The following is a 25,384-nucleotide window of genomic DNA, read 5'->3' on the forward strand; positions in this document are numbered from 1 at the left end:
GCAACAAGGCGTCAGGGCAGACCCTGAAGCATACGCCTGGCATCGGTTTCACTCAGGGTGTAGTCGAAGAATTGCTGATAGAAGGTGATCGTCCTTTGGACCATGTCGATGTCACTGAACAGATCAGGGTGAAGCTGTTGCGCCGCCCATTCGATTTGCAGCGCCACTTCGGTGCCATAGCGGTCCCACGGGAATACCCCTGCCGGGTTGCGCAGCACGCGGCGTTGCTGAACGGCCGTCAATTGAGCCAATAGTGAGGCTTGCGCGGCTTGCTTGAGTTCCCCCGCGCCGGCCGCCACTATCACCACATCCGGTTGCCAGGCCAGCAGTTGCTCAGCCGATACCACTTGCAGGTTGCCCTTGAGCCCAACTGCCGCATTCCGCCCTCCGGCCAGCTTGATCCAGTCGTCGATCAACGTGTCGCTGCCGTCCACTTTCAGCGGGTTGATCGAATTGATGTGCAACACCCGCGGGCGCTGCTCGGTGGCAAGGCCTGCGACCTTGCGCCCTACTCTGCCAAGTTCGGCATCGAGGTAGGCGTTGTACGCCTTGGCGCGCGCGAGGGGCCGGGCACCACCGAGCGCCTGAGCAGTCGTCAGGAGCGAGTGCTGCAAGCCAGGCAAATCGGTGAACCCCATGCGCATGACAGGCAGGCCAGCCTGCTCGTAAGCCCGCGCCTGTGGATCGCTGGCCAAGGTGAAGACCAGGTCGACACGCTCGGCCAACAGGCTCTCTACGTTGAATGCCGTGGCGTCTACGCTGAGCGCGTGGTTCAGGCTCGGCAGTAGCCTGAACATCCAGGGCTGGCTGCGCGCATGGTTGACGGTGGCGACGATGCGGTCACCGGCGCCCAGTGTCATCAGTAACACGTGATGGGCGTACCAGGCATCGGCAATACGCCGGGGCTTGCCCGACAGGCTGACGGACCGACCACTGTCATCGATGACCTGCCGGGCCTGTGTCTCGGCTTGTTGGGCTTCAGGTGCAGGCGCCGCGCGAGCCATCAGGCTGGTCATTAGCAGCCCGATAACCAGCGTTTTGCACCGCGCCATGCCCCTCAACTACAGATCCACCTGAATAGAGGCTTGTACCATTCGTGGTAGACCGGGTGAAGCGCTGGACTGCCCTGCCCCGGTGTAGCCGTTTAAACCGCCAGGGACGATGTTGGTCCAATAATGCTCATTGCCGACGTTGGTCATTTCCAGGCGATAGACGGTATCGCGCTGCATGAAACGCGTGCTGTAACTGGTACCGATGTCAAACGTCTGATAACTGCCGACCCAATGATCGTTGCTATCATCGGTTGGGCGGGCACCGGCGTAGCGGGCGTTGAGGTTTACGGCCAGCCCGGGCACCTGATCAATACGGTATTCGGTCAACAGGCTGGCGGTTACTCGTGACAACCCGACGATACGAGTATTTTCCGTATTGGCATCCCCCGTTGATAGCAGCTTGGGGTCCAGCCAGGTGATACCGCCATACATCTTCAAATCGGTGGTGATGTTACCGTCGGCCAGGAATTCAAGACCACGATTGCGCTGCTCACCGGCGACGGCATAAACGTTATCCGCTTGCGTGTAGGCAAAAGGACGCTTGATCTGAAACGCCGCGAGCGACAGGTTGACGCCACTGACCACCCATTTTCCGCCCACCTCCCACATCCGGCTGCGATACGGAGCCAAAATACTGCCGACGTTGCTACTGCCCGCGGCTGCACTGTCGCCTTGTTGCAGGCTGTCGGCGTAAGTGAGGTAGAGCGTGAGGTCGTCGATGGGTTTGTAGATCAGGCTGCTGGCGCTGCTGATGCCCGAGTCTTCGGAAGACGTGTGCACCCCTTTCAACGTGTAGTTATCCGCCGTCAAATGGCTTTGGCTACCGCTGAGCATCAGGCTCCATTGGGGAGTGAACGTCAGGGTGTCGGCGACGATGAGCGAGCGTTGTTGAGTGTTGGCCGAATGATAACGTTGAGTGAAATCCGGGTAGTCGGGCTCGGCAAAGTTAGCGGGGTTGCTCAGGGAGCCTGTGCCCAGCGTCTGGGCGCTACCGGCGACCGGGTTGTAGTTGTCCCAGTCGAACCCGGTCAGGCCAAAGGTCAGTTCATGCCGGACCGGCCCGGTATTCACGCTGCCGTTGAGGCTGGCCAGGTAACTGTTGATCGTGAAGCGGCTGGCGGTGATGCTCGAGACCGAGGTGCGGTAAACACCGCTGTTATTGATCAGGGTGTTGGTCACCCCGGTCGATTCACGGTCGGCGATCTGGCGCAGTGCGCCAACATCGAGCTTCCAGTTGCCATCGAAGTCGTGCTTGAAGTGTGCGCTGGCGGTGTCGGTGGTGTTGTTGTCACCTGCGTAGCTCTGCCCCAGATTGTTGCGCGTAGGGTCAGGTGCGTTGGGCAATGTCACACCGGAAGCCACGGCGAACTTCCCCGGAAAACCTTTGGCGAGGTAGTTGTAGTGACTGAAGTTAGTCTCGATAACGCTGTCGTCGCTGAGCTGGAAATCCGTCGCCAAACTCACCAACTGCCGCCGCAAGGTACTACCAGGCGCGTAGCCATGGCCTTGTTCGTCGACAAGATTGACGCGGTATTTGATCTTGCCAGCGGGGTCGAACGGGCCACTGAGGTCGGCGGTTTTCAACCAGCTCAGGCCGGTGCCGACCCCGACAGTGACGCGGTTAAGGGTGTAATCAGTCGGGCGCTTGGAAAGCAGGTTGAACGTTCCGGCCGGGTTCGCCGGGCCATACAGGGAGCCGGAGAGACCACTGAGCACTTCAACGCCGCCAAGTTGTTCGGCTGGGTAATCGGTGGTCGAGACGATATTGAGCCCATCAAGCCGGCTGTTCTGCACCACGCTGCCTTGAAAGCCTCGGGTCTGGGGGCGTACGCCATCAGCCTGCACTGACGGCAGATAACGGATGATGTCCTTGAAGCTTTTCAGTTGCTGGCTGTCGATCAGATCGCGAGAAACCACGCTGAGCGAATACGGCACATCCTGTAGGCGCCGCTCGCCCAGTGGACCCAGTGTCGCACTCTTGTCTCGAGCCTGCTGGGTGAGAATGTCGTCGGCATTGATGTCGATGGGCGCCAGTTGCAGTGTTTCAGCATGGGCAAACGGCACCGTTACGCTGAACAGCAACGGGACCACCGTCAAGTGGGGTGAGGTAAAGCGTTGCATGGATAAATGACTCAACAGGGAAGGAAAAAACGGTGGCCGGCGGTATCGATCTGCCGGACTGCGACCTGGTAAAGGCGCTGCATGAGGTCGCTGTCGATGACGGCACTGGGCGGCCCATCAGCAATCAGTCGCCCCTCGTGCAACACCAGCACGCGGTTGGCCGACGCCAGCGCTTGCTCTGGGCGGTGGCTGCTCGACAGGACGCTCAGGCCCTGGCCAGCGAGACGTTGCAGCAGCGCGAGCAAGCGCAGTTGATGGCCGTAATCGAGCCCGGTGACGGGCTCGTCGAGGATGATCAGGCGCGCCCGTTGCACCATGGCGCGGGCAATCAGCACCAACTGGCGTTCGCCTCCGGACAACTCTGTATAGGGCCGCTCAAGCAGGTGCTCGATCCCCAACTCGTTCAAGGCGTGCTGAACGGCATCTGCGTCGACAGCGCCTGGGGCCTGCCCAAGCCCCGTGACAGGCAGGCGCCCCTGGGCAACGATCTGCGCGACGCTAAAAGGAAAGCTGGGCACATGACTCTGGGGCACATACGCAAGTTGCCGAGCCACGGCGCGACGGCTCAAGGCCGTAATCGGCTGACCGTCCAACAGCACCTGGCCCGCAGCGGGTTTGAGTAAGCCCAGCAGCAGGCGTAGCAAACTGCTCTTACCGGCGCCGTTAGCCCCCAGTAACGCAATATTGTCCCCCGGTTCGATGCTCAATGAGAGGTCATCGAGAATGAGACGACGCCCTATGTAAAAGCTCAACCGGTGTGTCGCCAACAGGGTCATAGCCAACCTCTACGCACGCGATGCAACACCAGTACAAAGGCAACGGCACCGAAAAGTTCGGTCACGATACCCAGCGGGATTTCCCCGCTCGACACACTCCGTGCAGTACCGTCGGCCGCGAGCAGGAAGACTCCACCCAGGCAGGCGCTGACGGGCAACAAACGAAGATTGCCGGGGCCGACCAGTAACCGAGCCAGGTGCGGCACGAGCAAGCCGATCCAACCGACCATCCCGGCCAGGCTGACGGTCATCGCACAGATCAACGTGGCCAGCACAATCACGCCGTAGCGAATCTTCTGAACCGGCACGCCCAGGCTGTAGGCCTCGTCATCGCTAAGAGACAGGGCATCAATGACACGCCCTCCCAGGCACAGCAGCCCGATTGCCAGCGCCAGCACCGGTGCAATCCAGATGAGTGTGTGTTGGTCGACCGAGCTGAGACTTCCCAGTAACCAATAGACAATGCCTGGCAGTTGATCGACCGGATCAGCCATGTACTGAGTGATGGACAGCAACGCGGTGAACAACGCGTTGGCAACGATGCCACCGAGCACCAACAGCAGAATGGAAGAGGTCTGGAACAGATGTGCGATCCCCACGCCCACGGCCACGGCGACCAATCCGGTCGTACAGGCGAGCAAGGCGATGGGCAACGGATCCCAGTGCAGGAGGATTCCCTGGGCGGCACCGAAAGCACAGCCACTGAGTACCCCCAGCAAGCCCGGCGACACCAGCGGGTTACGAAAGACGGCCTGATACGCCGCCCCCGAGACTGACAGCCCCGCTCCCACCAATAGCCCGGCAAGGACTCGAGGCAGGCGCGCGTCGATGATCAGGCTGTGTACCAACTGATAACGTTCGGTGGGCATCTCGCCAAGGCCAGCCATCGTCATGACGAATTGGCACAACTCACCCACTGAGATCGCATAGCGCCCTAACAATAAGGCGAGCAACGTCGCAGCCACCAATAGAAGGAAACTGAGCCAGGGTAGAGACACACGGGGAAAGTAGAACATCAGTCACTCGATATTTCGCTATGTAGAAAAGTATATAGCGATTGACGTCCTTCCACTCTGTGAAATCCCTGTCATGGAACGTTTGCATCCCGTGACAGAGCGGGACGTGGCCGATCGCTTGATGCCCAGTAGTGTCAAGTTGTCATGCTTTGCGTCAAACCTTGAACCGCGCGACCAGCGCTTCCAGCTCATGCCCCAGCCGCGCCAACTCGATACTTGACGAAGCGGTCTGGTCGCTGGCACTGGCTGTTTGTTCGGAAATATCGCGCACCGTGATCACGCTGCGATTGATCTCTTCGGCCACTGCACTTTGCTGCTCGGCAGCCGCAGCAATCTGCTGATTCATCAGCTGGATGGTCGATACCGTACGGGTAATATTTTCCAGCGACGTACCCGCTCGGCGAGTGAACTCAACACTGTGCTCACTCAATAGCAAGCTCGCTTCCATACTTGAAGACACCGCGTGAGTGCCACTTTGAACACCGGCCACCAGGCTTTCAATTTCCTCAGTGGAGCGTTGGGTACGCAAAGCCAGGCTACGCACTTCATCCGCTACCACGGCGAACCCGCGCCCCGCTTCACCAGCCCGAGCCGCCTCGATCGCAGCGTTGAGCGCGAGTAGATTGGTTTGCTGGGCGACAGCCTTGATGACGTCCAGCACGCCTCCGATTTTATCGCTTTGCTCTTTCAGATGAGCTACCGCCTCGGCTGAACGTCTCACCTCCAAGGCCAACCGCTCGATCTGCTCGATGGCTTCACCCACGACCTGATCGCCTTCCCGTGCATGCTGATCGGCCATCGTCGTAGCTTCACACGCCTCTTCGGCATTCAGTGCCACCGCTTGCACCGTGGAGGTCATTTCGTTCATGGCAGTGGCGACATGATCAGTCTCGACTCTCTGGCCGTTGACACCAGCACTGGTGTGTTTAGTGACAGCGGACAGTTCCTCCGCCGCACTGGCAATCTGGATAACGCTGCCGCTGATACCTCCGATCAGCTGACGCAAACGGCTGGTCATCTGTTGCAGACCGCTCTGCAACTGTCCCAGTTCGTCGCAACGGTCGACCACGACGTCCTGGCTCAAGTCGCCAGACGCAATCCGATCAACGTTTGTCAGCACGTGCCGTAGGGGTGTGACAATCTGCCGACTGATGACCCAAGCCACCACCACGCTTAGCAGCAACGCCAGCAGCGCCACACTGACGAGCAGGGCTTTGGCAAACGACGAATCGGTATCACGCTGCCTGTTTTGTGAGGCGATCAACTGGCCCGTGGTGTCGAGCAGGATGTCACCTTGTGCACTCATACGCGCAAACACTGGCGCCAGATCAACGCCCGGCTGACTCACGGTACCGAGTGCCTCGCGATACGCTTTGACGGCCGCAATCTGCTCATCAATCAACCCCTCATCGCGGGGGGCTGCCAGCAGCACGCGAGCAGCGCTCAAGTGCCCAGACAGCTTATCGAGCGTCTGTAGAATCAAATGAACACTGTCCCCCTGGGGGTTGAGCTCCATGCGCACACGATGAACACGCAGCTCCATCGTCATATCACTGACGCGAGCAATGCTCTCTACTTTAATACTGCGTTCGGTGAGTACATTAATCGCGACCCAGCCAGTAACGACCAGTAACAAGGAGAACCCCAGCACCAGGCCGAACCCCCAACTCAGCTTAGCGCTGACGCGGATGTTACGGATCCAACCAGACATAAATACTCCAGACAATGAAAAAAACGCGCTTGGATGGCCGAAGACGCCCGCTCATGGGCAGACAACTAGTCAACTTCAGAGGGCGCTGAACGCGTATTACAACTCTATAAGACAAACGCCCCTGCAGCGCAAAGGCGTAACTTTAGTATTAATTTAGTACTTGGAAGTGCTGTGGCAAGGGGCGGTTATTAGTAGAGATATGACAGAATGCAAAATCACTGATCGATAATAACTGGCATGCCCTCGGCAGTGCCTCAAGTTCAGAGTGGCCACGAATGCCAATTGACTTCCAGCCCAGTATCATCGTAGAACTATTGCGATGTACAAGGGCGACACCCGTGTGCGCACTATTATCTTTTTCGCACCATAGCGAAACGGCAGCCGCCATGACGGCATCTAAATGCTTCCCCCCCAAGGCCTTTGCGTAAGAAGAGCGCTCTAGCCAACGATATAATTTGAGATGCTGTGCCCAATCAAAAATCTGGCCACTGTAGTTGACGTGACGAATAAAGTCGCGAAATAGCTTCTCGCCTTGTGCGTCATCCAGCGTCAATAACTCCGGGCACAAATCAAATAGGGTGTTCTGATACATCAGCAAGCCCTTTGCTTCTCGATATCTAGCATCTCTCATTAACTACCACCTCTTGGGCGAACCGATTGCCGCTAATGATCAATCGCACTGTAATTTTTACCGCCCCCCATTCGCCACTTGTGTCGGCGTTAAGGAGGGGCGAGCTGAGTGCGAAAGTGCCCGCCGATCGTCATTCGGAGGCATCACTGATATATTCTCGAGCATTACAAATGGTCAGTATAAATATTCAACGTCGCAAATAGCTAGTACGCAATATTGCCTACCGACAAGGAAAACAAAATAATATCTCTAGGTTAATACCCTGCAACCATACTGTCTAATCATTCTGATCGACCAGCCTATCAATCGACTCTATCACTCCCTCGTGCAGCACTTCGGATCAGTGATAGAGCTGGCTGATCGCTTGTTAAACATTAATGATTAGACGTTCAAGAGAAGCACTCGAATTATATAAAGATATCTCAATGGAACTCACGCCTTGAAAGGAGCCCCTGAATTTCGGTTGCCCTCCTGTCTATTGGCTTAGCGTTTTGGAAGCGCGACATAAACAATGAGGGCGTGCTTGTAATAATTATTGTCGGCCACCTATCATTGTACGTGCTCGTGGAATTGCATTTTCGCTCAGAAATCTATCCACTCAGAATACTTTTCGGCTCCTGACTTGCAGGGGCCGATACCGTCAGCTAGTCATCCTGAAGTCTGTTAATCGAGGTGCATTTTACTGTGTCAGGGAGATACCGATGAGTCCCGATTTAAAATCCCTATGGCGGCGGGAACGTGCACGACGTGAAGCATTGTTGCATTTGAAAAGTCTATGTCCCGGTGATGCTCAAGCGTAACCGTATTTGGCAGTGCTCGATGAAATCGGTAGCCAAGACTGAGCACAGCCGATTGGTGAGGCATATGTAATGTCGATTAATGAGCTTCGTGAGCTTGTGTCAGAATCACAAGTCGACGGAGTTGATGGCTACCCTTTCGTGATTGTGCGTGACCAGCATATCCCGCAGCCTTGGCGAATGAGATTTGAAGCTGCGAGTACGCTTTCGAATCGGCTGCGTGATGGCTGCTATGCCCACGATTGACACCGCTTCCTGCGGCTATGGTTACACGAAACGAATCACTTGGCTGCTCACAGAAAAGAAGCCAGGAGTGATTGAGTTCGACTTGAACATAAAAGATTCTGAGGCGCCGCGTTTCCTGCCAAACCGAAAACGTATACAACCGACGCACCGTCACCCCGCTTTTGCGAGTATCCAACACACATTCATTGATCTGCGAAGCCCGTAAACGCACCAGCGCCAGCATCGCGTTCATGGCGTCAGACGAAACGGTGTAAAGGTCAGTACGCGTTTACATGATTATGCTCCCAAGACCGTAAGAAGTGATGCCCCGCTTAGTCACCCCACTGTCCTAGACTAATAGCCAGTTCGGTAATCCCCGGCGTTAAGTCAAATTACGCAACCACTGCAAGAAGCCCTTTTTCGTTGGCACTACCGGCGCTTCCTGAGTCAGGTTCTGCGCCGTATGTAGTCTGAAGTCCAGCAGGTTTTTCATCGCCTCACTAATGTCGTTGCGCACATCCAGGTAAGGCTTGAGGTACTCCTTCTCAATCCGATACAGCGTGCAATAGGTCTTGGCCGTGAAGTCCGCCGATACCGCCAGGTCAGACAAGACCCCACCCTCGCCAATCACTTCCTCCGGGCCCATGCGCCCAGCTTCGAATTTGTGCCCGTCTTTGCTCAACATCACCGAGACCACGCCGGATTCAATGATAAACAGATGGTCACTGACCTCTCCGGCTGGCAAGATCATCTCGCCGGCACGGAAGGTTTGCAGGGTCATATTCTGGCTGAAGTTTTCCTTCTCCTCCTGACGCAAGGTGGAGAAGATATTCGAGCTTTCCAGCAGTGCCCGTGCCCGCGATGTGGCTGCCGGTGTCGCCCCCTCGGAGGCCGACAGCAAGCTCACACCGGCCGCCGCAAGATGCCGATAGGCTAGGTCGTAGAGCTGGTTGCGCACTTCACGTTTCTGCCCCCTGGCCAGCACAAAACCACTGATTTCATATTCCACCCCGTCGCTGGTGGAGGTCTTGAAAGCGACACTGGGCGCCGGGTCGACCAAGAGTGGCCGGCAACCTTGCATGGCCCGCTCCAGGGCTTCTATCACCACTTGCGGTCGTGCATGGGGGCTGACTTGCACGCTGACCACCAGACCGAACATATTCGCCGGGCGCGAGAAGTTGATGATTTTGGCCTTGGCCGCCAACGAGTTGGGAATCACCGCCATGCTGCCCTGGGAGGTTTGCAGCCGCGTGGCGCGCCAGTCGATGTCAGTGACTCGGCCTTCGGTGCCATCGATGGAGATCCAGTCATCCACTTGATAGGGCTTGGTGGTGTTGAGCACGATACCGGAAAACACGTCATTTAACGTGCTTTGCAACGCCAGGCCGACGATGATCGCCACGGCGCCGGAAGTGGCTAGCACGCCCTTGACCGGCAGGTCGAGTACGTAGGCCATGGCGGCGACGATCGCAATCAGGAAGATCGCCGCGCCCATCAGCTCTTGCAGCAACCGCCCACCATGTTCGACCCGCTGCATCATCACCACGCCCAGTAACACCGTAAGGGTACGCGCGGCGTACAGCCACCAACCGATCTGCAATGCCGTGGCCGCCAGGTGCAACGACACGTCCTCCGCCCAGGGCGCAACCTGCATTGGGTTCATACCCTCGTTGAACAGCAAGGTGCTAAATACGGCGAAGATCACCAACCGTACCGCCAGCTTCAAGTTGCTGGCATCGGCGGCGATCAGCCGCCACAGGAGAATGTCAGTCAGGATCAGCGTCAAAGCGCAGAACATCGGGTGATCAGAAACAAATGAGAGCATTCAGGCGACTCTTGAGTGAATGAAATTCCGGCATGCGGGGATGAAAGGTACATCGATTGCAACACCATAGCCCTTAAGAAAACTTGAGACTAGACAGGGATGGATCTCGTCGAGCACCTCCATCAGCGCCCGCTGCGCGGGTTTTCTAGGCCGGTCCAGGCCACACAGGCCAAGAAAGGTAACTAATACTTCTTCGGGGTGAAGGCGTATATCGGCGCCGATGTAGAGTCGGGACTAGTTCATCATGTTCAGGGCACTGCGGCGAATGTGGCCGATATCACGCAGGTCGCCGAGCTGTTACATGGAGAAGAAAACGCGGTTTATGCAGACGCTGGATACACCGGTGTCGAGAAGCGTAAAGAGCATAAAAATCGTGAGGTCATCTGGCAAATCGCGGCGCGGTGCAGCACGTAGTCCATGCTGAATAAACGCAGCATGCTCTACAAGGCCAAGCGCAAGATTGAGTACTGCAAAGCTCAGATACTGGCCAAGGTCGAGCATCCGTTTCGGGTGATGAAGCGTCAGTTTGGCTACGTGAAAGTGCGCTTCCATGGGCTGATGAAAAACACGTTTCAACTGAACACGCTGTTCGCCCCATCGAATCTGTGGATGGCTCGAAAACAGCTGATGGGTAGGGGTGAGTTGCGCTCTTAACACTGGAGAGCGGGCGAAAACGCCCTCCCTGTACGACGCATCATTCGATTTTCAGCGAATAATGCTGTATGTCGAGTGAATTTTCGACTTGCCGCACACGCGGAAAGTTGATCGGAGCATCCTTAGAAGTGGAAATATTATACTAAATCGCAGTGCTAATAACCCCGACCTTTGCAGGGAGTGCTTGCGTTATTTTCCTGAGGAACAGCCACCCGATCGAAATAGTAGGGCGCTCATCAAAGCGCTCTATGAGTCATCAGCGATGCCGACGAACGAGAGTTGTAGACGCTTTAGCTCTCTCTGCACGTTGAGGATCAGATAACGCGATTGACCCGGCTTGGAGAGAGCAAAGCTAATAAGGACAGAGGGTTTTCCGTCAGCTAGCGATCAGCCAACTCCTCAAGTAAATCCAACGACGGCACGAAAAAAAGGTTGCCTGTGACAGCCGTACTGAAGTCGAGCAGCCTGTCGTAATTCCCTGGTGGTTTGCCGACGAACATATTTTCAAGCATCTGTTCAAGTGGTTCGGGTGAACGAGCATAACCGATGAAAAAAGTCCCAAACTCACCTGCACCAGGTCGTCCAAACGGCATGTTGTCACGTAAGATTTTCACCTCCTCACCATCCTTCGTAATCGTCGTCAAAGAGCTGTGCGAATTGCTCGGTTTGACCGACTCATCCAGCTCGATGTCGGAAAGCTTTTTCCGCCCGATCACATGCTCCTGCGCTTCGACAGATAACTGATTCCATGCCACCATGTTGTGCAGATACTTCTGTACCAGCACGTAGCTTCCTCCACTGAAAGCAGGGTCTTCATCCCCCACTATCGTAAAGTTGGCTGCCTTGCGACCTACTGGGTTTTCGGTGCCATCAACAAATCCAATGATGCTGCGCATGTCGAAATATCGAAATCCATGAACCTCATCAATGACCGTGATGGCATCGCCTAGCACAGAAGTGAACTGCGTCACCAACTCAAAACAAAGATCCATCTGATCTGCACGAATATGCAAAAGGATATCGCCCGGAGTGGATATAGCGCGTCGCCCGTCGACACCAAACTCGCGAAACCCATGCAATGAAACTGGACGCGGACTTGCGAACAAAACGTCCCAAGCACTGGAGGAAAATCCACAGACACACGAAAGATTGCCCGCAGGGACTCGCTTGCCGACAGAGCGTGTTATCGCTGCAATATCAGCGCACCAGTTCTTCACTTTTTCTGCGGACTCTTTTCCAGCCTTGAGGGTTGCCACGATGAAAATAGCGCTGCTGGTAGTCGGGCTACACACCGCTTGTGGTTCAGGAGCATCGGTGCTCATCATTGAAATATTCCCCATAGAAGCTTCACCTAGTGGAGCAAAAAAAGGAGGCGCAAAACGCGCCTCCTTCAATTTGAGAAAGACCAACCGGATACCGTTACGTGATCAATTCAGCTCCGAGCGTATCACACGCACGGGCACCGACTTGTACGACGGCGTTCCACTGTCCTTGTCGATGTAGTCCAAAGGTACCAGCGTGTTCGCCTCGGGATAATATGCTCCCACTGAACCAGCCGATATTTTGTACTCAATAGCCGTTATTTTTTCGTATCGCAGCTTACGTCCAGAAACGACCGTTTCGATATCCACCAAATCCCCATGAGCCAAGCCTCTCGCCGCGAGGTCGGCTGGGTTCATGAACAACACATCCCTACGCCCGAAGACGCCACGATAACGATCGTCCAGCGCATAGATCGTCGTGTTGTATTGGTCATGGCTACGCAGAGTAATCAGCCGTAACACATCATCACCATCGACCTGCTTATCCTCATGTAAGCCAGGAAACACGAAGAACTCGGCCTTTCCCGATGGCGTCATCCAGATACGCTCCGTAGCCGGTAGCGGCATGCGAAAACCACCGGGAACGCGAATACGTTCGTTGTAGTTATCAAAGCCTGGAATGGTTTTTTCAATCAAGTCGCGAATCTTGTCATAGTCAGCCGAGAGCTCCATCCACGGCACTTTGCTATCAGGCAACGCGGCCGTCGCCATACCCGCCACGATGGCTGGCTCTGAACGCAAAAATTCGGACGCCGGCGTCAACTTGCCGGCTGATGCATGAACCATCGACATCGAATCTTCGACGGTAATTGATTGGCGCTCTCCGTTCTGTACATCGAGTTCGGTGCGGCCCAGGCAAGGAAACAGATACGTTTCCTTGGAAACCAGCAAGTGGGTGCGATTGAGTTTTGTACCGATGTGCACAGTCAAATCCAGTTTACCCATCGCCGGGAAACACTGGCCTGGATCAGGCAATGCGACGACAAAGTTTCCTCCAAGACAAAGCAGTGCTTTTGACTCGCCGGCAATCATCGCTTGCATGGCCTGCACTGAGTCGTGACCGTGCTCCGTCGGAGGTTTAAAACCCAGCACTTCTTCAATCTTGCCGAGGAACTCACTGGAAGGTTTCTCGGTAATACCTACTGTTCGGTTTCCTTGTACATTGGAATGCCCGCGCAGCGGACATATGCCTGCGCCGGGCTTGCCGATGTTGCCTCGCAGCATCAGAAGATCGCATATCAGTCTTACATTGGCGGTTCCTTCGTTGTGCTGGGTTATCCCCATTCCATACGTTACGATGGTGGCATTGGATTTCGCATAGGCCGCCGCGACTTTTTCCATGTCAGCTTTGATTAATCCGCTGGCAAACTCGATATCGGGCCATTCGGTGGCCAACAAGTCTGCCTTGAGCGCCTCGAAACCGTTGGTATGCTTTTCAATAAAATCATAATCAAGCACTTGCCCTACCGACTCTTCCATTTCCAACAGTGACTTCATTACACCTTTAATCGCTGCCGCATCACCACCGGCCTTGACCTGCAAATAAGTAGAGGCAATACGTGTTGAACCATAAGTTGCCATTTCAATCATGTCTTGCGGGTCGGCAAATCGCTCTAGTGCTCGCTCTCGCAATGGATTCATTACCATGATTGGAACTTTACGCCGGGAAATTTCGTGCAGCGTCCCCATCATTCTTGGGTGGTTGGTGCCTGGATTATGTCCGATAGAAATAACCAGTTCACACAGTTCGAAATCGTCCAATGACACGGACCCTTTACCCATGCCAATTGAGCGCGGCAAACCTACACTAGTTGGCTCATGGCACATGTTCGAGCAATCTGGAAAGTTGTTGGTACCTAAATTACGTGCAAACAGTTGCCACAAGTAGGCCGCCTCATTGGATGCTCTGCCTGACGTGTAAAATTCGACTTGGTTGGGTGGCAGTCCGCGTAATATTTCACCGATTCGCGCAAATGCGGTCTCCCACTCGACCGGCTGGTATGTATCAGTCGTCCGGTCGTAAACCATCGGGTGAGTCAGTCGCCCTAAATCCTCCAGTTCGAAGTCGGTACGTTTAAGCAGGGTGGCAACCGGATGTTTGGCAAAAAACTCAGGGGGGACACGTTTGTTGGTGGCCTCCCAAGTGACTGCTTTCGCGCCGTTTTCGCAGAACTGGAAGGTTGATTTGTGCTCTTTATCTGGCCATGCACAACCAGGGCAATCAAATCCATCTGGCTGATTGGTTCTCATTAACGTAAGAGGAGCCTTCAGCGTATCCATCTGCTCACGCACTGCCGTCGCAGTAGCCTTAAGTGCACCCCAACCTCCTGCAGGGCCATCGTAATTTCGAACACCGGGTACTTTTCGCTTAATCGCCATGATCGCTCCACATACGACTCATAACCAAGGAGGTGAGAGCCAATAGATGCATATTTCCTGCCGCTATAATACGGCATTACGTAACTTTCACCCTCTTAGCGAGAGGTAAACGTCACAACCACACAGCACAAAACAAATAGACAACTCAGAACCCTACTTGAGAGCTCCTCTCATTAGTCAAGAAAAATATTTGCTCATGATTTTCGACAGTGATCTAGAATCTAGGCGGCATGCATCACCATGTCAAGGCAAAGGAAAGCCAATAACCCGGGCCAGCGTAGTTGCCTTCCCAGCTGTATTCCCAGGCAAATTTGCACCCTTCCTGAGAGGCAGAAAAGCATGGACATAATCGATTCGACTGCAATTGATTTAGCGCGAATTCAGTTCGCGTTTACTGTTGGCGTCCACATCGTTTTCCCTGCAATAACAATTGGCTTGGCCAGCTTCCTTACGGTGCTGGAGGGTTTGTGGCTTAAAACCGGACGAGATGTATATCAGGATCTTTACACTTTTTGGGTAAAGATCTTCGCGCTGAATTTCGGTATGGGCGTGGTTTCTGGACTGGTCATGGCCTATCAGTTCGGAACAAACTGGAGTGGCTTTTCCTATTTTGCCGGCAGCATCACTGGGCCTTTGTTAACGTACGAAGTACTCACCGCCTTTTTTCTTGAAGCAGGTTTTCTAGGCGTTATGCTCTTCGGCTGGGAAAAGGTTGGCCGTGGACTGCATTTCTTTGCTACGGCCATGGTGTCGTTGGGTACCCTCATTTCAACGTTCTGGATCCTTTCATCTAACAGCTGGATGCATACGCCACAGGGATTCGAAATCGTTGGTGGTCGTGCGGTACCTGTGGACTGGCTGGCGGTGGTGTTCAACCCCTCATTCCCGTTCCGACTTGCTCACATGGCCATCGCAGCATTCTTGGCGACTGCTTTTTTTGTGGGTGCATCAGGCGCCTGGCACCTGTTGCGCGGTCACGACACGCCGGCAGCGCGCACTATGTTGTCGATGGCTGCGTGGATGGCACTGATCGTGGCGCCGATTCAGGCGGTGGTCGGAGACGCTCACGGATTGAATACGCTCGAACACCAACCTGCGAAAATCGCCGCCATCGAAGGCCACTGGGAAAACGTTCCTGGTGAGCCCTCGCCTCTTATTCTGGCGGGATGGCCGGACATGAAAGCGGAAAAAACCCGCTACGCGATTGAAATTCCAGTGCTGGGCAGCTTGATTCTCACCCACAGCCTCGACAAGCAGATTCCGGCGCTCAAGTCATTCCCGCCAGAAGACCGACCTAATTCAACCGTGATTTTCTGGACGTTCAGATTGATGGTCAGTATGGGAATGCTGATGATCCTTGCCGGACTACTGAGCCTGTGGCTGCGGCGCGGACAGAAGCTATACACCTCACGTCCGTTTTTGGCATTTTGGCTCTGCATGGGCCCCTCTGGACTCATTGCGTTGTTGGCAGGATGGGTGACTACCGAAATGGGCCGTCAGCCATGGGTGGTGTACGGCCTGCTGCGAACGGTTGACGCGGTGTCCCCACTGACCGTTTCACAAGTCAGCATTAGCTTGGTGCTGTTCGTCCTTGTTTACTTCGCCCTCTTCGGTGCAGGCATCGCTTACATGCTCAAACTCGTGCACAAAGGGCCGCAGGCTCACGGGGCGGAACCCGCGCCTGAAGGCGGCGCAGGTCAACAACGAACACCTGCCAGGCCACTATCGGCTGCAGATGAAAAATGATGTTCAGACACCTTTCCGAGTTTGAGGAGCGAGCGCTATGGGCGGCATCGACCTGAGTTTGATTTGGGCATTGATCATCATCTTCGGCGTCATGATGTATGTCGTGATGGATGGCTTTGATCTAGGCGTGGGATTGCTCTTTCTTGCGATCAAAGACAAAGAAGAGCGAGATGTCATGATGAACACGGTTGCACCCGTATGGGATGGCAACGAGACGTGGCTGGTACTCGGGGGCGCCGGGCTTTTCGGAGCGTTTCCCTTGGCTTATTCAGTCATTCTCAGCGCGCTGTATTTGCCCCTGATCATCATGTTGCTGGGCCTGATTTTTCGGGGTGTCGCCTTCGAGTTCCGGTTCAAGGCCAGTGAGCGCAATCGGCATTGGTGGGATAAGGCTTTCGTCGGCGGTTCTATCGTTGCCACTTTCAGCCAAGGCGTTGCGCTCGGTGCCTTCCTTGACGGCATCCCAGTCGTCAACAATGCCTACGCAGGTGGCAGTCTCGACTGGCTTCGTCCCTTCCCGCTGTTTTGTGGTTTCGCACTGCTGATAGCCTATGCCCAGTTGGGAAGCACCTGGCTGATCATGAAAACTGAAGGCAGATTGCAGGAGGATATGTACCGATTTTCGTCCTACTTCATCTATGCCCTGTTGTTCGTCATTGCAGTGATCAGCATCTGGACCCCGCTCGCCCATCCGGAGATCGCGCAACGTTGGTTCACGATGCCTAACCTGCTCTATTTCCTGCCTGTACCACTGCTGTTGCTGTTCTGTTTCATTGCCACATTGATCACGCTGGCGCATCGAGCAACCGCAAGTCCGTTTCTGTTGACACTGCTCGTAATTTTCCTTGGCTACAGTGGCTTGGGCATCAGCATTTGGCCCAATATCGTACCGCCGTCCATTTCTATGTGGCAGGCGGCCTCGCCGGTGGCAAGCCAGCTGTTTGCGCTGATCGGAGCACTGTTTACGCTTCCCTTCATTCTGGTCTATACCGCGTGGAGCTATTACGTTTTCAGAGGTAAAGTTAAATTGGGTGAAGGCTATCACCACTAGGTGCCAAGCTTGGTAGGTCCGGGTGTCCAATTTTGAGTGCGCGGCTAAATAGATGGCCTCAGTTGGACACCTTCCCCCTTTCACTGCCCTTCGCTGACATACAACCCAATCGCTTTATCCTGGCTGAACAGAAAGCCACACGACACACGGCAGATAAAGTTCATGGCAAAATACTATGTGTTCTTTATCCCGACCCTGTTGATGGCTATCCACCTCGTTACGCAAGAGATGAGATTCCAACCATCACTACGTATGCCAATGGCCAGACAACGCCGACACCAATGGGGCCTCTCGGGTTAAAACCCGGTGAACTGGTGGGCTGTGTTTCAGGGGAGTTGGGGCTTCGCAATTATTTGGAACGGGGCGGCCATGAGCTCATTGTGATCAGCGACAGGACGGGCCAAACTCTGAGTTCGAACGTCTCCTGCCTGACGCCGAGGTGGTTATATCTCAAACATTCTGGCCTGCTTATTTGACCGCCGAAAGAAGCAAATTGGTGGAGCGCGATGCTCTTGTCAGAGCTTTGGAGTCAGGACATATCGCAGGTTATGCAGCAGACGTCTGGCTTCCTCAGCCGGCATCACCCGAACATCCCTGGCGGACTATGCCGTTCAACGGTATGACACCTCATATGTCCGGAACCTCGCTCTCGGCGCAAGCACGTTATGCTGCGGGCACACTGGACGTTCCAGCCACTGGGCGTAGGAGATGATCAACCCCCATCCGAAATCTCGGGCATGGCTGAGTTTCTCGGCACCCGGGACTCTGAGAGGGCCCTTCGATTGACCACGGTGTCGATTGGCACTTGATGGGTCATTGCACACTGCGTGAAATTTTCCGACCTGGGGTCTCTCAACTTCCAGTGCATTCGTCAATTTTGGGAGGCTTTCCGAATTTGGCTTGGGGTGGACACCATCGCCTTAAGCGATGGCATAAGGGTGTGTTGGCCGGACGGTTAGAGCGCCAGTTAAAGCTGGCGGAGGATAGTCGATGAAAGCTCGATACTGGTAAGAAATGGCGTATCAACCAGACTCCGAGTCATGCATGTTGCACCGTGAGGTGCAGGGTGAAACCGATGGGCCAGCCATTGAGCCGCGTAATCAGGAATTCGGGGTGCCGATGCTGTTAACCGAAGCAGAAGGCAATACGGAGCATGGCGCTATACGCCAGTCATGCTCTGATCCCGCGCGGTCGGAGACCCTGTGCACGTCAGGAAGTCCTTCGCACAGAAACTGGGAGATATCAGCGGTGCCCGGTGCGCAAGTATCGGGCGGAGCAGGAAAGGCCAAAAGCCGTAACCCTGCTGTTCACGCCGCTGAGAAGTCGGATACGTCCGTAGTACCTGAGAAGCCGTTGAACAAGGGGCTAAGCCCTGCGGAGATGGTGGAGGAAAGGGACGTAGCCAAGGGAAACACCGACACGTTCCCCGCGCCCCGGACACAGAGCCGGATCAGTTGCGCGTCGATGGGACTTGAAGGTGTACGGGAAGCAGCCCGAAGGAACAAGGGCATGCAGTTCACGGCATTGCTGCACCACATCACACCGCAGTTATTGGCGCAGAGCTTCTATGCACTTCGCCGTGATGCTGCGGTGGGTGTGGACGGCATGTCGTCGCGAGAATATGAGGAAGGTCTTCTCCAGCGGGTGACCGATCTGCACGCAAGGCTCCACAGCGGGGCCTATCGAGCAACGCCTCGGGGCGAGTCTATATCCCCAAAGCCGACGGCAGGCTACGTCCGCGGGGTATTGCCTCTCTGGAGGATAAGATCGTACAGCAGGCGGTCGTTACCGTTCTGAATGCGATCTATGAAGAGGACTTTCTGGGATTCTCGTATGGGTTCCGGTCGGGACGTAGCCAGCACGATGCGCTGGATGCGTTGACGGTCGCGCTCAAGGGTCAGAAAGTGAACTGGATACTCGATGCGGATATCACGGCGTTCTTTGATGAGATCGACCAACATCAAGAAGTCAAGCATAGCCCGCCTTTGAGCTGTGTAAGACTCATGTTTTCAATAGGATAAAGCTTTCGAGACATTAATAAATCTCGACAAGTGCCCGTCAGATTTCAACGGGCAAAACCCCTGTTGGCGTCACACCTGGGCAAATCCTCCATCCACGAACATTTCACTGCCGGTCATGAAGCTGCTCTCATCCGATGCCAGGAACAATGCTGCGGCCGCAGCTTCTGCTGCCTGGCCGATTCGTCCCAGTGGAACCTGTGCAGTCATGTCGTCAATGATCGCATCCTTCTGGCCAGTGCCTGACAACGCCAGGTCCAGGCCAGGCGTCGCGATCGGCCCGGGCGAAAGTACGTTGACACGAATGCCAGTGCCTTTGTGGTCCAGCGCCCAGCTTCTGGCGAAATTACGCAGCGCGGCCTTAGTGGCGCTGTATACGCTGAACGCCGGTGTGCCCATGGTGCCTGTGGTTGAACCGGTCAAGATGACAGAGCCTCCAGTGCTCATCAGTGCCAAAGCCTTTTGCACGGTGAACAACGTGCCCTTGACGTTGATGCCGAACGTACGGTCAAACGATTCCTCCGTGATCGAACCAATCGGCTGAAAATCCCCCAGGCCCGCAAAGGAGTTGGAGCGTGATGAGATCATCGCCCGCGTCGACTACCAGGAAATCCCGCCGAAGGTTGAATACTCGCTGACGCCATTCGGGCGCTCGCTGGCCACGGCATTGGGGACGCTGTGTGTGGGGAACAGAACACATGGACGCTGTGGAACGCATCAGCGAGCGTCGCATGGCTGCCCTCGCCCGTCTTGAAAGCCGCTCCTCGATATAATCTAATTGCATAACTCAACTAAATGTCTATTTTGTTGAGTTATATAAGCGCCAATCAATAACCGCTCGCCGCCGTCGTTGCCCCACCGACTATCGCAATGCCCGAACTGCTGCCCAGACGCGTAGCTCCGGCCTCGATCATCTTCACCGCCGTCGGATAATCACGCACGCCACCGGAGGCTTTTACGCCAACGCCGGCGCCCACGGTTTTGCGCATCAGCGCCACGTCTTCTGCAGTCGCACCGCTACGGCTGAACCCGGTGGACGTCTTCACGAACGCCACACCCAGGTCCCGGCAGATTTCACACGCCTGGACTTTCTGTTCGTCGCTCAACAGGCAGGTTTCCAGGATGACCTTCAACGGCACAGCGCCGCAGGCCCTGTGAACCGCGGCGATGTCTTCACGCACCGCCTCAAGCAGCCCTTCCTTCAGCCAGCCGATATTGAGCACCATGTCGATCTCCCCTGCCCCGGCGGCAATCGCCCGTTCAGCTTCAAAGGCCTTGGTGTCGCTCAAGCCGGCGCCCAGTGGAAAGCCCACCACCGCACAGATCACCACGTTGTTGTCAGTCAGGCATGAGGCGGCGTAAGGCACTTGCGCGGAGTTCAGGCACACTGAATAAAAACCATGCTGCATGGCCTCCTCGCACAAGGTGCGAATTTGCTCACGGGAGGCGTCGGGCGCCAGTAAGGTGTGATCGATGTACTTGGCCAATGCTGCGGGTTGAAGAGAGTTCATTTAACGTGCCCTTGCCTGTATGTTGCCAATGATCGTGGGACGCGCTTGTCACAATGCCCACATTAATGCGTTACAATAATATCATTAAATGTTACTTATCTAACACAAACAATCAAGCCCTGGAATACGCGTGGACAGTAAAAAAGCCGAGCGACTCAAGCTTATCCAACAAGCTTTGCAGGACCAGAACGCCATCCACCTGCGGGAAATGGCTGCGCTGCTGGAAGTGTCCGAGATGACCCTGCGCCGCGATCTCAACCACTTCACCGAGCACGTACGCCTGCTGGGTGGCTACATCACCCGGGTCAGCGGCGAGGCCGGCGATTACCGCGTAGCCGACCAGGACACACGCCACGTCGAGGAGAAACGCCGTATCGGCAAGCTCGCCGCGCGGCTGATACAGCCCGGCGACACGGTGTTTTTCGACTGCGGCACCACCTCGCCCTTTGTTATTGATTTCATCCCCGATGAGTTGGAGTTCACCGCGGTGTGCAGTTCGTTGAACGTGCTGCTCAAACTGCAGAACAAAGCCAACTGCCACATCGTGTTGTGCGGCGGTACCTTTCACCGCAAGAACCAGGTCTTTGAAAGCAGCGCCGAAAGCAGCATCCTCGACAGCGTGCGCCTGACCTGGGCCTTCGTGACTGCCGCCGGCGTCAGTCAGGCGTTCGGCGTGACGTGCTTCAACTTCAATGAAGTCGAGGTCAAACAAAAGGTCCTGCGCCAGGCCCAGCAGCGCGTGTTGCTGGCCGACTTCAGCAAGTTCGACACGGTGCGCACCGCCCACTTCGCCAACCTGGAAGACTTCCAGTACGTGGTCAGCGACAAGAAAATCCCGCGCGCTTATAAAGAAGCCATCCAGGCCAGCGGCGCGCAGTTGCTGATCTAACCCAGTAATGTCTGCCGTTCCTGCGCATTCAAATAGCCGGTGGTCACGCTGAACGAGGCGCTGGCCCCGGCCGCCAGGCACCTTACGTGGCCTTTGGCTTTCTCGGCGTTATAGCCCTCGGGTTCGCAGGTCGATGGCAGCACGAACGCCGCCACTTGCTGATCCGGCGTGTACAGAATCCAGCGTGCAGCGTGCGCGAATTGTTCGGGGCGGTAACGGGTGTAGAACGCCGTACCAGCCGGATGATCCAGTAAGAAATGTGCGTAGCCCGTGGCGTCTGTGCCCACGTCGTCGAAGAAAAACACGATCTCAGGGTCGTACAGCGCAGGCGTGTCGAGGCTGGCCAACTGGGTTGGATGCTCGGCCAGTTGCGCCATGTAGGCGCTCCAGTCCGGCGTCGGCTTGACGTGGTCCGGCACACTGGTGCGCAGGCGCAAGCGCTGCATGCCCAGTGGCTCGACGAATCGAGCGTCGTCCACGTACGCGTAGTTCATGTGGGCCATGTACATCAGGTCCATCGGCTTGCCGGCCAGGTTCGTCACGTCCATGTCGATATCGAACAAGGCTGAGTCGGCGCGCAGCGTTACGCTCGGGCTCGCCCGGTACCGATCGCCGAATCCCTTGGCATAGTGATACGAACCGCCCAGGCGCACAAAGCCCTCGCCGAGTTCCAGCCAGGCCGAGTCCATGGGCGCGCAGGGCATTTCACCGTGCAAGGCATGCGTGTCATCCGGCGCCGGGCATCCGTTGCGCAACAGGCCACTGTGAAACATGAAGCAACCGTAAGTGTCGATGACCGTCGGGCTTGGCCTGGGCTCGTCGAACAGGTTGCGCATGGTCAGGTCGCAGCCGTCAAATTCGGCCGACCAAATCATCTGCCCTTGATACGGCAACACGACCAGACGTCCACGGCTGTTCTCCAGGCTCACCGCCAACACGCCAGACGCATAAGTCCAGGCGCTGACCTTGAAATCCTCAGACTGCAAAAGCACCCTTTCCTGCTCGGCAAACACCGCGCGGTACAACGGGATACGCGTATTCATGAGGCCACCGCCGCGGCTGCACTTGAGGGCAACGCGTCCGGCTGGCGCAGGCATTTGACCGCGTACATCACAATCACGATAAAGCACAGCAGCGGTACGCTATAGGCCAGCTGCATGTTGCCGCCACTGGCGTCGGACAACAGGCCCTGGAAGATCGGAATCACCCCGCCGCCGACGATGCTCATCACCAGCAATGAACCGCCGACACCCGTGTCCTCACCCAGGCCATCGATGGTCAGGCCGTAGATGGTCGGCCAGCACGGGCCGAGAAAAATACTCACGCCGACCGCGGCGTACACCGCAGAAATGTTCGGCACCAGAATGGTGTAGGCCAGCAGCACAATGCACAGCACCCCGTAGATCGCCAAGACCTTGGCCGGGTGCAGGCGCCGCATCAATAGATTGGCGATCAACTTGCCGACAAAATAGGCGGCAAAGGTGGTCAGCAGAAACCATGAAGCGCTGCGCTCATTCATGCCGCCCATTTGCATGGCCAGGCGAATGGTGAAACTCCACACGCCCACCTGTGCGCCCACATACAGAAATTGCGCGAGCACGCCAAAGGTAAACCGCGGGTTACGCCACAGCCGCCCCAGGCTTTTGCGCAAGCTGCCAGACGTATTGTCGACAGGTGCGTTGCCCTTGCAGGCCGGGAAACGAGTAATAGCGATCAGGATGAACATCAACACCAGCACGGCGATCATCCACTTGTAGGGCAACAGCGTGGACTGGATCATTTGCAATTGTTGCACCGCCGCATCGGTGACACTCATCTGCTTGAGCTGTGCAGTGGTGGCATCGGTGTCCTTGAACATCACAAAGCTGCCCACATAAACCCCGGCCATGGCGCCGAACGGGTGAAAGGTCTGCGAGATGTTCAAGCGCCGCGTCCCGGTTTCCCGTGGGCCCATCAACGTCGAGTAGGTGTTGCAGGCGGTTTCCAGGAACGACAGCCCGGCCGCGATCACAAACAGTGCCAGCAGGAACATGCCGTACTTGGCCGTCGACGCCGCCGGGAAAAACAGCAAACAGCCGAGCATGTACAGCGACAGGCCGATCAGGATCGTACTTTTGTAGCTCAGGCGGCGCACCACCATCGCTGCCGGAATCGCCACAAAAAAGTAGCCCAGGTAAAACGCAGACTGCACAAAGGCGGTTTGGAAATCGCTGAGCAAAAACGCTTTCTTGAAGTGTGCGATCAGCACGTCGTTCATGCTCGCCGCCGCGGCCCACAACGCGAAGATGCTGCACAGCAGAATAAAAGCGAACCAGGGCGTGCGGTTCAGGTAGAACCCATCGGGTGTCTGTTGCAGCGCAGGTTTGTTCATTATTGTTCTCCGGGCTGGATTAAGGAGCCGAGTTAGACGGCGTGGCGCTGTTGCTGGAAGCGCGTGAACGCTTCGCTGTCGGGATAGGAGGTCTGCGTACCCAGCGCCGTCACCGAGCACGCGGAATACGCCACCGCCTGCTCCATGGCATGGCGAATATCGCCATCGCGGTTCCAGTGCTGAATGAAACACCCGATAAAGGCGTCGCCAGCACCGGTGGTGTCACGGGCGACCACCCGCTGGCCCGGCACCTGGAAGGTGCCCTCCTCGCCCACGTACAACGCCCCCTGCTCGCCGAGCGTGACGATGACGTGGCGAACGCCGCTGGCCACCAGGGTTTGCGCGGCGGCGCGGGCCGAGTCCGGCGAGTCCACGGTGAGGCCCGTGATCAGCGCCAGCTCCGATTCGTTAGGGACCAGAAAATCCAGTTTTGCCAGGTAGTCGGCATCCAGGCCAGGCAGCGCCGGCGCTGGATTGAGCAGCACCGCAATGCCATGTCGGTGGGCGAATTCGATGGCGTAGTAAACCGTCTGCAGATTGATCTCCAGCTGCAACACAATCAGCGTGCACTCACGCAAATCAGCCGCCGCCGCCTCGATGTCCGCCGGCGACAAATACGCATTGGCGCCTTTGACGATCAGAATGCTGTTGTGGGAGTCGGTGCGCACAAAAATCGGCGCCACACCACTGGAAACGCCAGGCACCCGTTGCACATAACGAGTGTCGATGCCAAAGCGCTGGAAGTTGGCCAGGGTGTTGTCGGCAAACATGTCGTCGCCGACCTTGCTCAGCATCAATACATCGGTCCCAAGCTTGGCTGCCGCCACCGCCTGGTTGGCACCCTTGCCGCCGCAACCGAGGGCAAACCCCGGCGCTTCGAGGGTTTCGCCCTGGGCCGGCATGCGGTCGATGTAGGTAATCAGATCCACCATATTGCTGCCGATGACTGCGATCTTGCTCATTGCTATTCCACCTTGTTGCAGCACGACCAGGCAGGTCGTGGCGCTTTTGTTTTGTTATTTAAATAACATTAAGTGTGATTATTCAATCTATTTTTCAGCGCAAAGATCAATGGTCAGCCCGAATGGGCGGCCTCGGCAGGCTCAAGGCCAAAAATGTAGCCCCTGTGTAAACGCCACCTTGTAACCCCTCGGGCGGCTCTCTAAGCTGGCCGATCTTTCGCCGTCACCCGGAACACCCCATGTCTCGAAGCATCGCCCACCTCGCCCTGTTGCTGGGGTTGATCACCGCCATCGGCCCCTTCGCCATCGACAGTTACTTGCCCGCCC

Annotated in this window: 18 protein-coding genes and 3 pseudogenes; 7 read left to right on the plus strand and 14 right to left on the minus strand. The window is 56.1% G+C overall.

The window, feature by feature from the left end; all coding sequences use genetic code 11:
- Window positions 1-11 precede the first annotated feature (11 nt).
- The 7 genes from AACW30_RS17115 to AACW30_RS17150 form a co-directional block, all read right to left on the minus strand.
- Window positions 12-1,016: an ABC transporter substrate-binding protein gene (locus tag AACW30_RS17115; RefSeq protein ID WP_234452732.1), complete on the minus strand. Its 1,005-nt coding sequence runs from the start codon at window positions 1,014-1,016 to the stop codon at window positions 12-14.
- Window positions 1,017-1,061: 45 nt separating this feature from the next.
- Window positions 1,062-3,173, minus strand: coding sequence for a TonB-dependent receptor (locus AACW30_RS17120; protein ID WP_200625441.1), 2,112 nt, complete (start codon window positions 3,171-3,173; stop codon window positions 1,062-1,064).
- A gap of 11 nt (window positions 3,174-3,184) precedes the next feature.
- The gene (locus tag AACW30_RS17125) at window positions 3,185-3,949 is read right to left on the minus strand and encodes an ABC transporter ATP-binding protein (RefSeq protein ID WP_200625442.1); all 765 of its coding nucleotides are present in this window, start codon (window positions 3,947-3,949) and stop codon (window positions 3,185-3,187) included.
- The gene (locus tag AACW30_RS17130; RefSeq protein ID WP_200625443.1) at window positions 3,946-4,965 is read right to left on the minus strand and encodes a FecCD family ABC transporter permease; all 1,020 of its coding nucleotides are present in this window, start codon (window positions 4,963-4,965) and stop codon (window positions 3,946-3,948) included. The genes AACW30_RS17125 and AACW30_RS17130 overlap by 4 nt, the downstream gene beginning before the upstream one ends.
- 154 nt (window positions 4,966-5,119) lie before the next feature.
- Window positions 5,120-6,676 carry a methyl-accepting chemotaxis protein gene (locus AACW30_RS17135; RefSeq protein WP_200625444.1) on the minus strand — a complete coding sequence of 519 codons (1,557 nt, stop codon included), beginning with the start codon at window positions 6,674-6,676 and terminating at the stop codon, window positions 5,120-5,122.
- Window positions 6,677-6,824: 148 nt separating this feature from the next.
- On the minus strand, window positions 6,825-7,268 hold the full coding sequence (locus AACW30_RS17140) for a hypothetical protein (RefSeq protein WP_200625445.1): 444 nt from the start codon (window positions 7,266-7,268) through the stop codon (window positions 6,825-6,827).
- A gap of 1,443 nt (window positions 7,269-8,711) precedes the next feature.
- The gene (locus AACW30_RS17150) at window positions 8,712-10,154 is read right to left on the minus strand and encodes a mechanosensitive ion channel family protein (RefSeq protein WP_200625446.1); all 1,443 of its coding nucleotides are present in this window, start codon (window positions 10,152-10,154) and stop codon (window positions 8,712-8,714) included.
- Between the two features lie 147 nt (window positions 10,155-10,301).
- Here AACW30_RS17150 and AACW30_RS17155 point away from each other — a divergent pair.
- Window positions 10,302-10,808 (plus strand): annotated as a pseudogene (locus AACW30_RS17155) (IS5 family transposase); the annotation flags it as partial.
- 380 nt (window positions 10,809-11,188) lie between these two features.
- On the opposite strand, the gene AACW30_RS17160 reads toward AACW30_RS17155, so the two are convergent.
- Window positions 11,189-12,130 (minus strand): Dyp-type peroxidase, encoded by a 942-nt coding sequence (locus AACW30_RS17160; protein WP_200625457.1) that lies wholly within the window; start codon window positions 12,128-12,130, stop codon window positions 11,189-11,191.
- A 105-nt stretch (window positions 12,131-12,235) separates the two neighbouring features.
- A complete protein-coding gene (locus AACW30_RS17165; RefSeq protein WP_234452734.1) occupies window positions 12,236-14,509 on the minus strand; it encodes an FdhF/YdeP family oxidoreductase in 2,274 nt (757 codons plus the stop codon).
- A gap of 339 nt (window positions 14,510-14,848) precedes the next feature.
- On the opposite strand from AACW30_RS17165, the gene AACW30_RS17170 reads away from it, so the two are divergent.
- From AACW30_RS17170 to AACW30_RS31575, 4 genes are all read left to right on the plus strand, one after another.
- Window positions 14,849-16,255, plus strand: a complete 1,407-nt coding sequence (locus AACW30_RS17170; protein ID WP_200625447.1) for a cytochrome ubiquinol oxidase subunit I — start codon at window positions 14,849-14,851, stop codon at window positions 16,253-16,255.
- 37 nt (window positions 16,256-16,292) lie between these two features.
- Window positions 16,293-17,306: a cytochrome d ubiquinol oxidase subunit II gene (gene cydB, locus AACW30_RS17175; protein ID WP_200625448.1), complete on the plus strand. Its 1,014-nt coding sequence runs from the start codon at window positions 16,293-16,295 to the stop codon at window positions 17,304-17,306.
- 496 nt (window positions 17,307-17,802) lie between these two features.
- The gene (locus AACW30_RS31570; RefSeq protein WP_442793546.1) at window positions 17,803-18,018 is read left to right on the plus strand and encodes an NAD(P)-dependent oxidoreductase; all 216 of its coding nucleotides are present in this window, start codon (window positions 17,803-17,805) and stop codon (window positions 18,016-18,018) included.
- Window positions 18,019-19,072: 1,054 nt separating this feature from the next.
- Window positions 19,073-19,327, plus strand: coding sequence for a reverse transcriptase domain-containing protein (locus AACW30_RS31575; protein WP_445262341.1), 255 nt, complete (start codon window positions 19,073-19,075; stop codon window positions 19,325-19,327).
- A gap of 69 nt (window positions 19,328-19,396) precedes the next feature.
- On the opposite strand, the pseudogene AACW30_RS17185 reads toward AACW30_RS31575, so the two are convergent.
- Window positions 19,397-19,885 (minus strand): annotated as a pseudogene (locus AACW30_RS17185) (SDR family oxidoreductase); the annotation flags it as partial.
- A gap of 1 nt (window position 19,886) precedes the next feature.
- Here AACW30_RS17185 and AACW30_RS17190 point away from each other — a divergent pair.
- Window positions 19,887-20,097 (plus strand): annotated as a pseudogene (locus AACW30_RS17190) (winged helix-turn-helix transcriptional regulator); the annotation flags it as partial.
- A 54-nt stretch (window positions 20,098-20,151) separates the two neighbouring features.
- On the opposite strand, the gene deoC reads toward AACW30_RS17190, so the two are convergent.
- Window positions 20,152-20,835 (minus strand): deoxyribose-phosphate aldolase, encoded by a 684-nt coding sequence (gene deoC / locus AACW30_RS17195; protein WP_200625451.1) that lies wholly within the window; start codon window positions 20,833-20,835, stop codon window positions 20,152-20,154.
- Window positions 20,836-20,965: 130 nt separating this feature from the next.
- On the opposite strand from deoC, the gene deoR reads away from it, so the two are divergent.
- Window positions 20,966-21,724 (plus strand): DNA-binding transcriptional repressor DeoR, encoded by a 759-nt coding sequence (gene deoR / locus AACW30_RS17200; RefSeq protein ID WP_119740391.1) that lies wholly within the window; start codon window positions 20,966-20,968, stop codon window positions 21,722-21,724.
- Here the strand turns inward: deoR and AACW30_RS17205 are convergent.
- Genes AACW30_RS17205 through rbsK form a run of 3 tightly spaced genes read right to left on the minus strand, consistent with a single transcriptional unit; the run spans window position 21,721 to window position 25,057 of the window.
- Window positions 21,721-22,767, minus strand: a complete 1,047-nt coding sequence (locus tag AACW30_RS17205; RefSeq protein WP_200625452.1) for an aldose 1-epimerase family protein — start codon at window positions 22,765-22,767, stop codon at window positions 21,721-21,723. The two genes, deoR and AACW30_RS17205, sit on opposite strands and share 4 nt — an antisense overlap.
- Window positions 22,764-24,095, minus strand: coding sequence for an L-fucose:H+ symporter permease (fucP, locus tag AACW30_RS17210; RefSeq protein ID WP_106580327.1), 1,332 nt, complete (start codon window positions 24,093-24,095; stop codon window positions 22,764-22,766). Before fucP ends, AACW30_RS17205 begins: the two co-directional genes overlap by 4 nt.
- 32 nt (window positions 24,096-24,127) lie before the next feature.
- Window positions 24,128-25,057, minus strand: coding sequence for a ribokinase (gene rbsK / locus AACW30_RS17215; protein ID WP_200625453.1), 930 nt, complete (start codon window positions 25,055-25,057; stop codon window positions 24,128-24,130).
- Window positions 25,058-25,384 lie beyond the last annotated feature (327 nt).

Origin of the sequence: Pseudomonas sp. MF6747, assembly GCF_963890955.1 — a bacterium.
In the GTDB taxonomy this organism is placed as follows: Bacteria; Pseudomonadota; Gammaproteobacteria; order Pseudomonadales; family Pseudomonadaceae; genus Aquipseudomonas.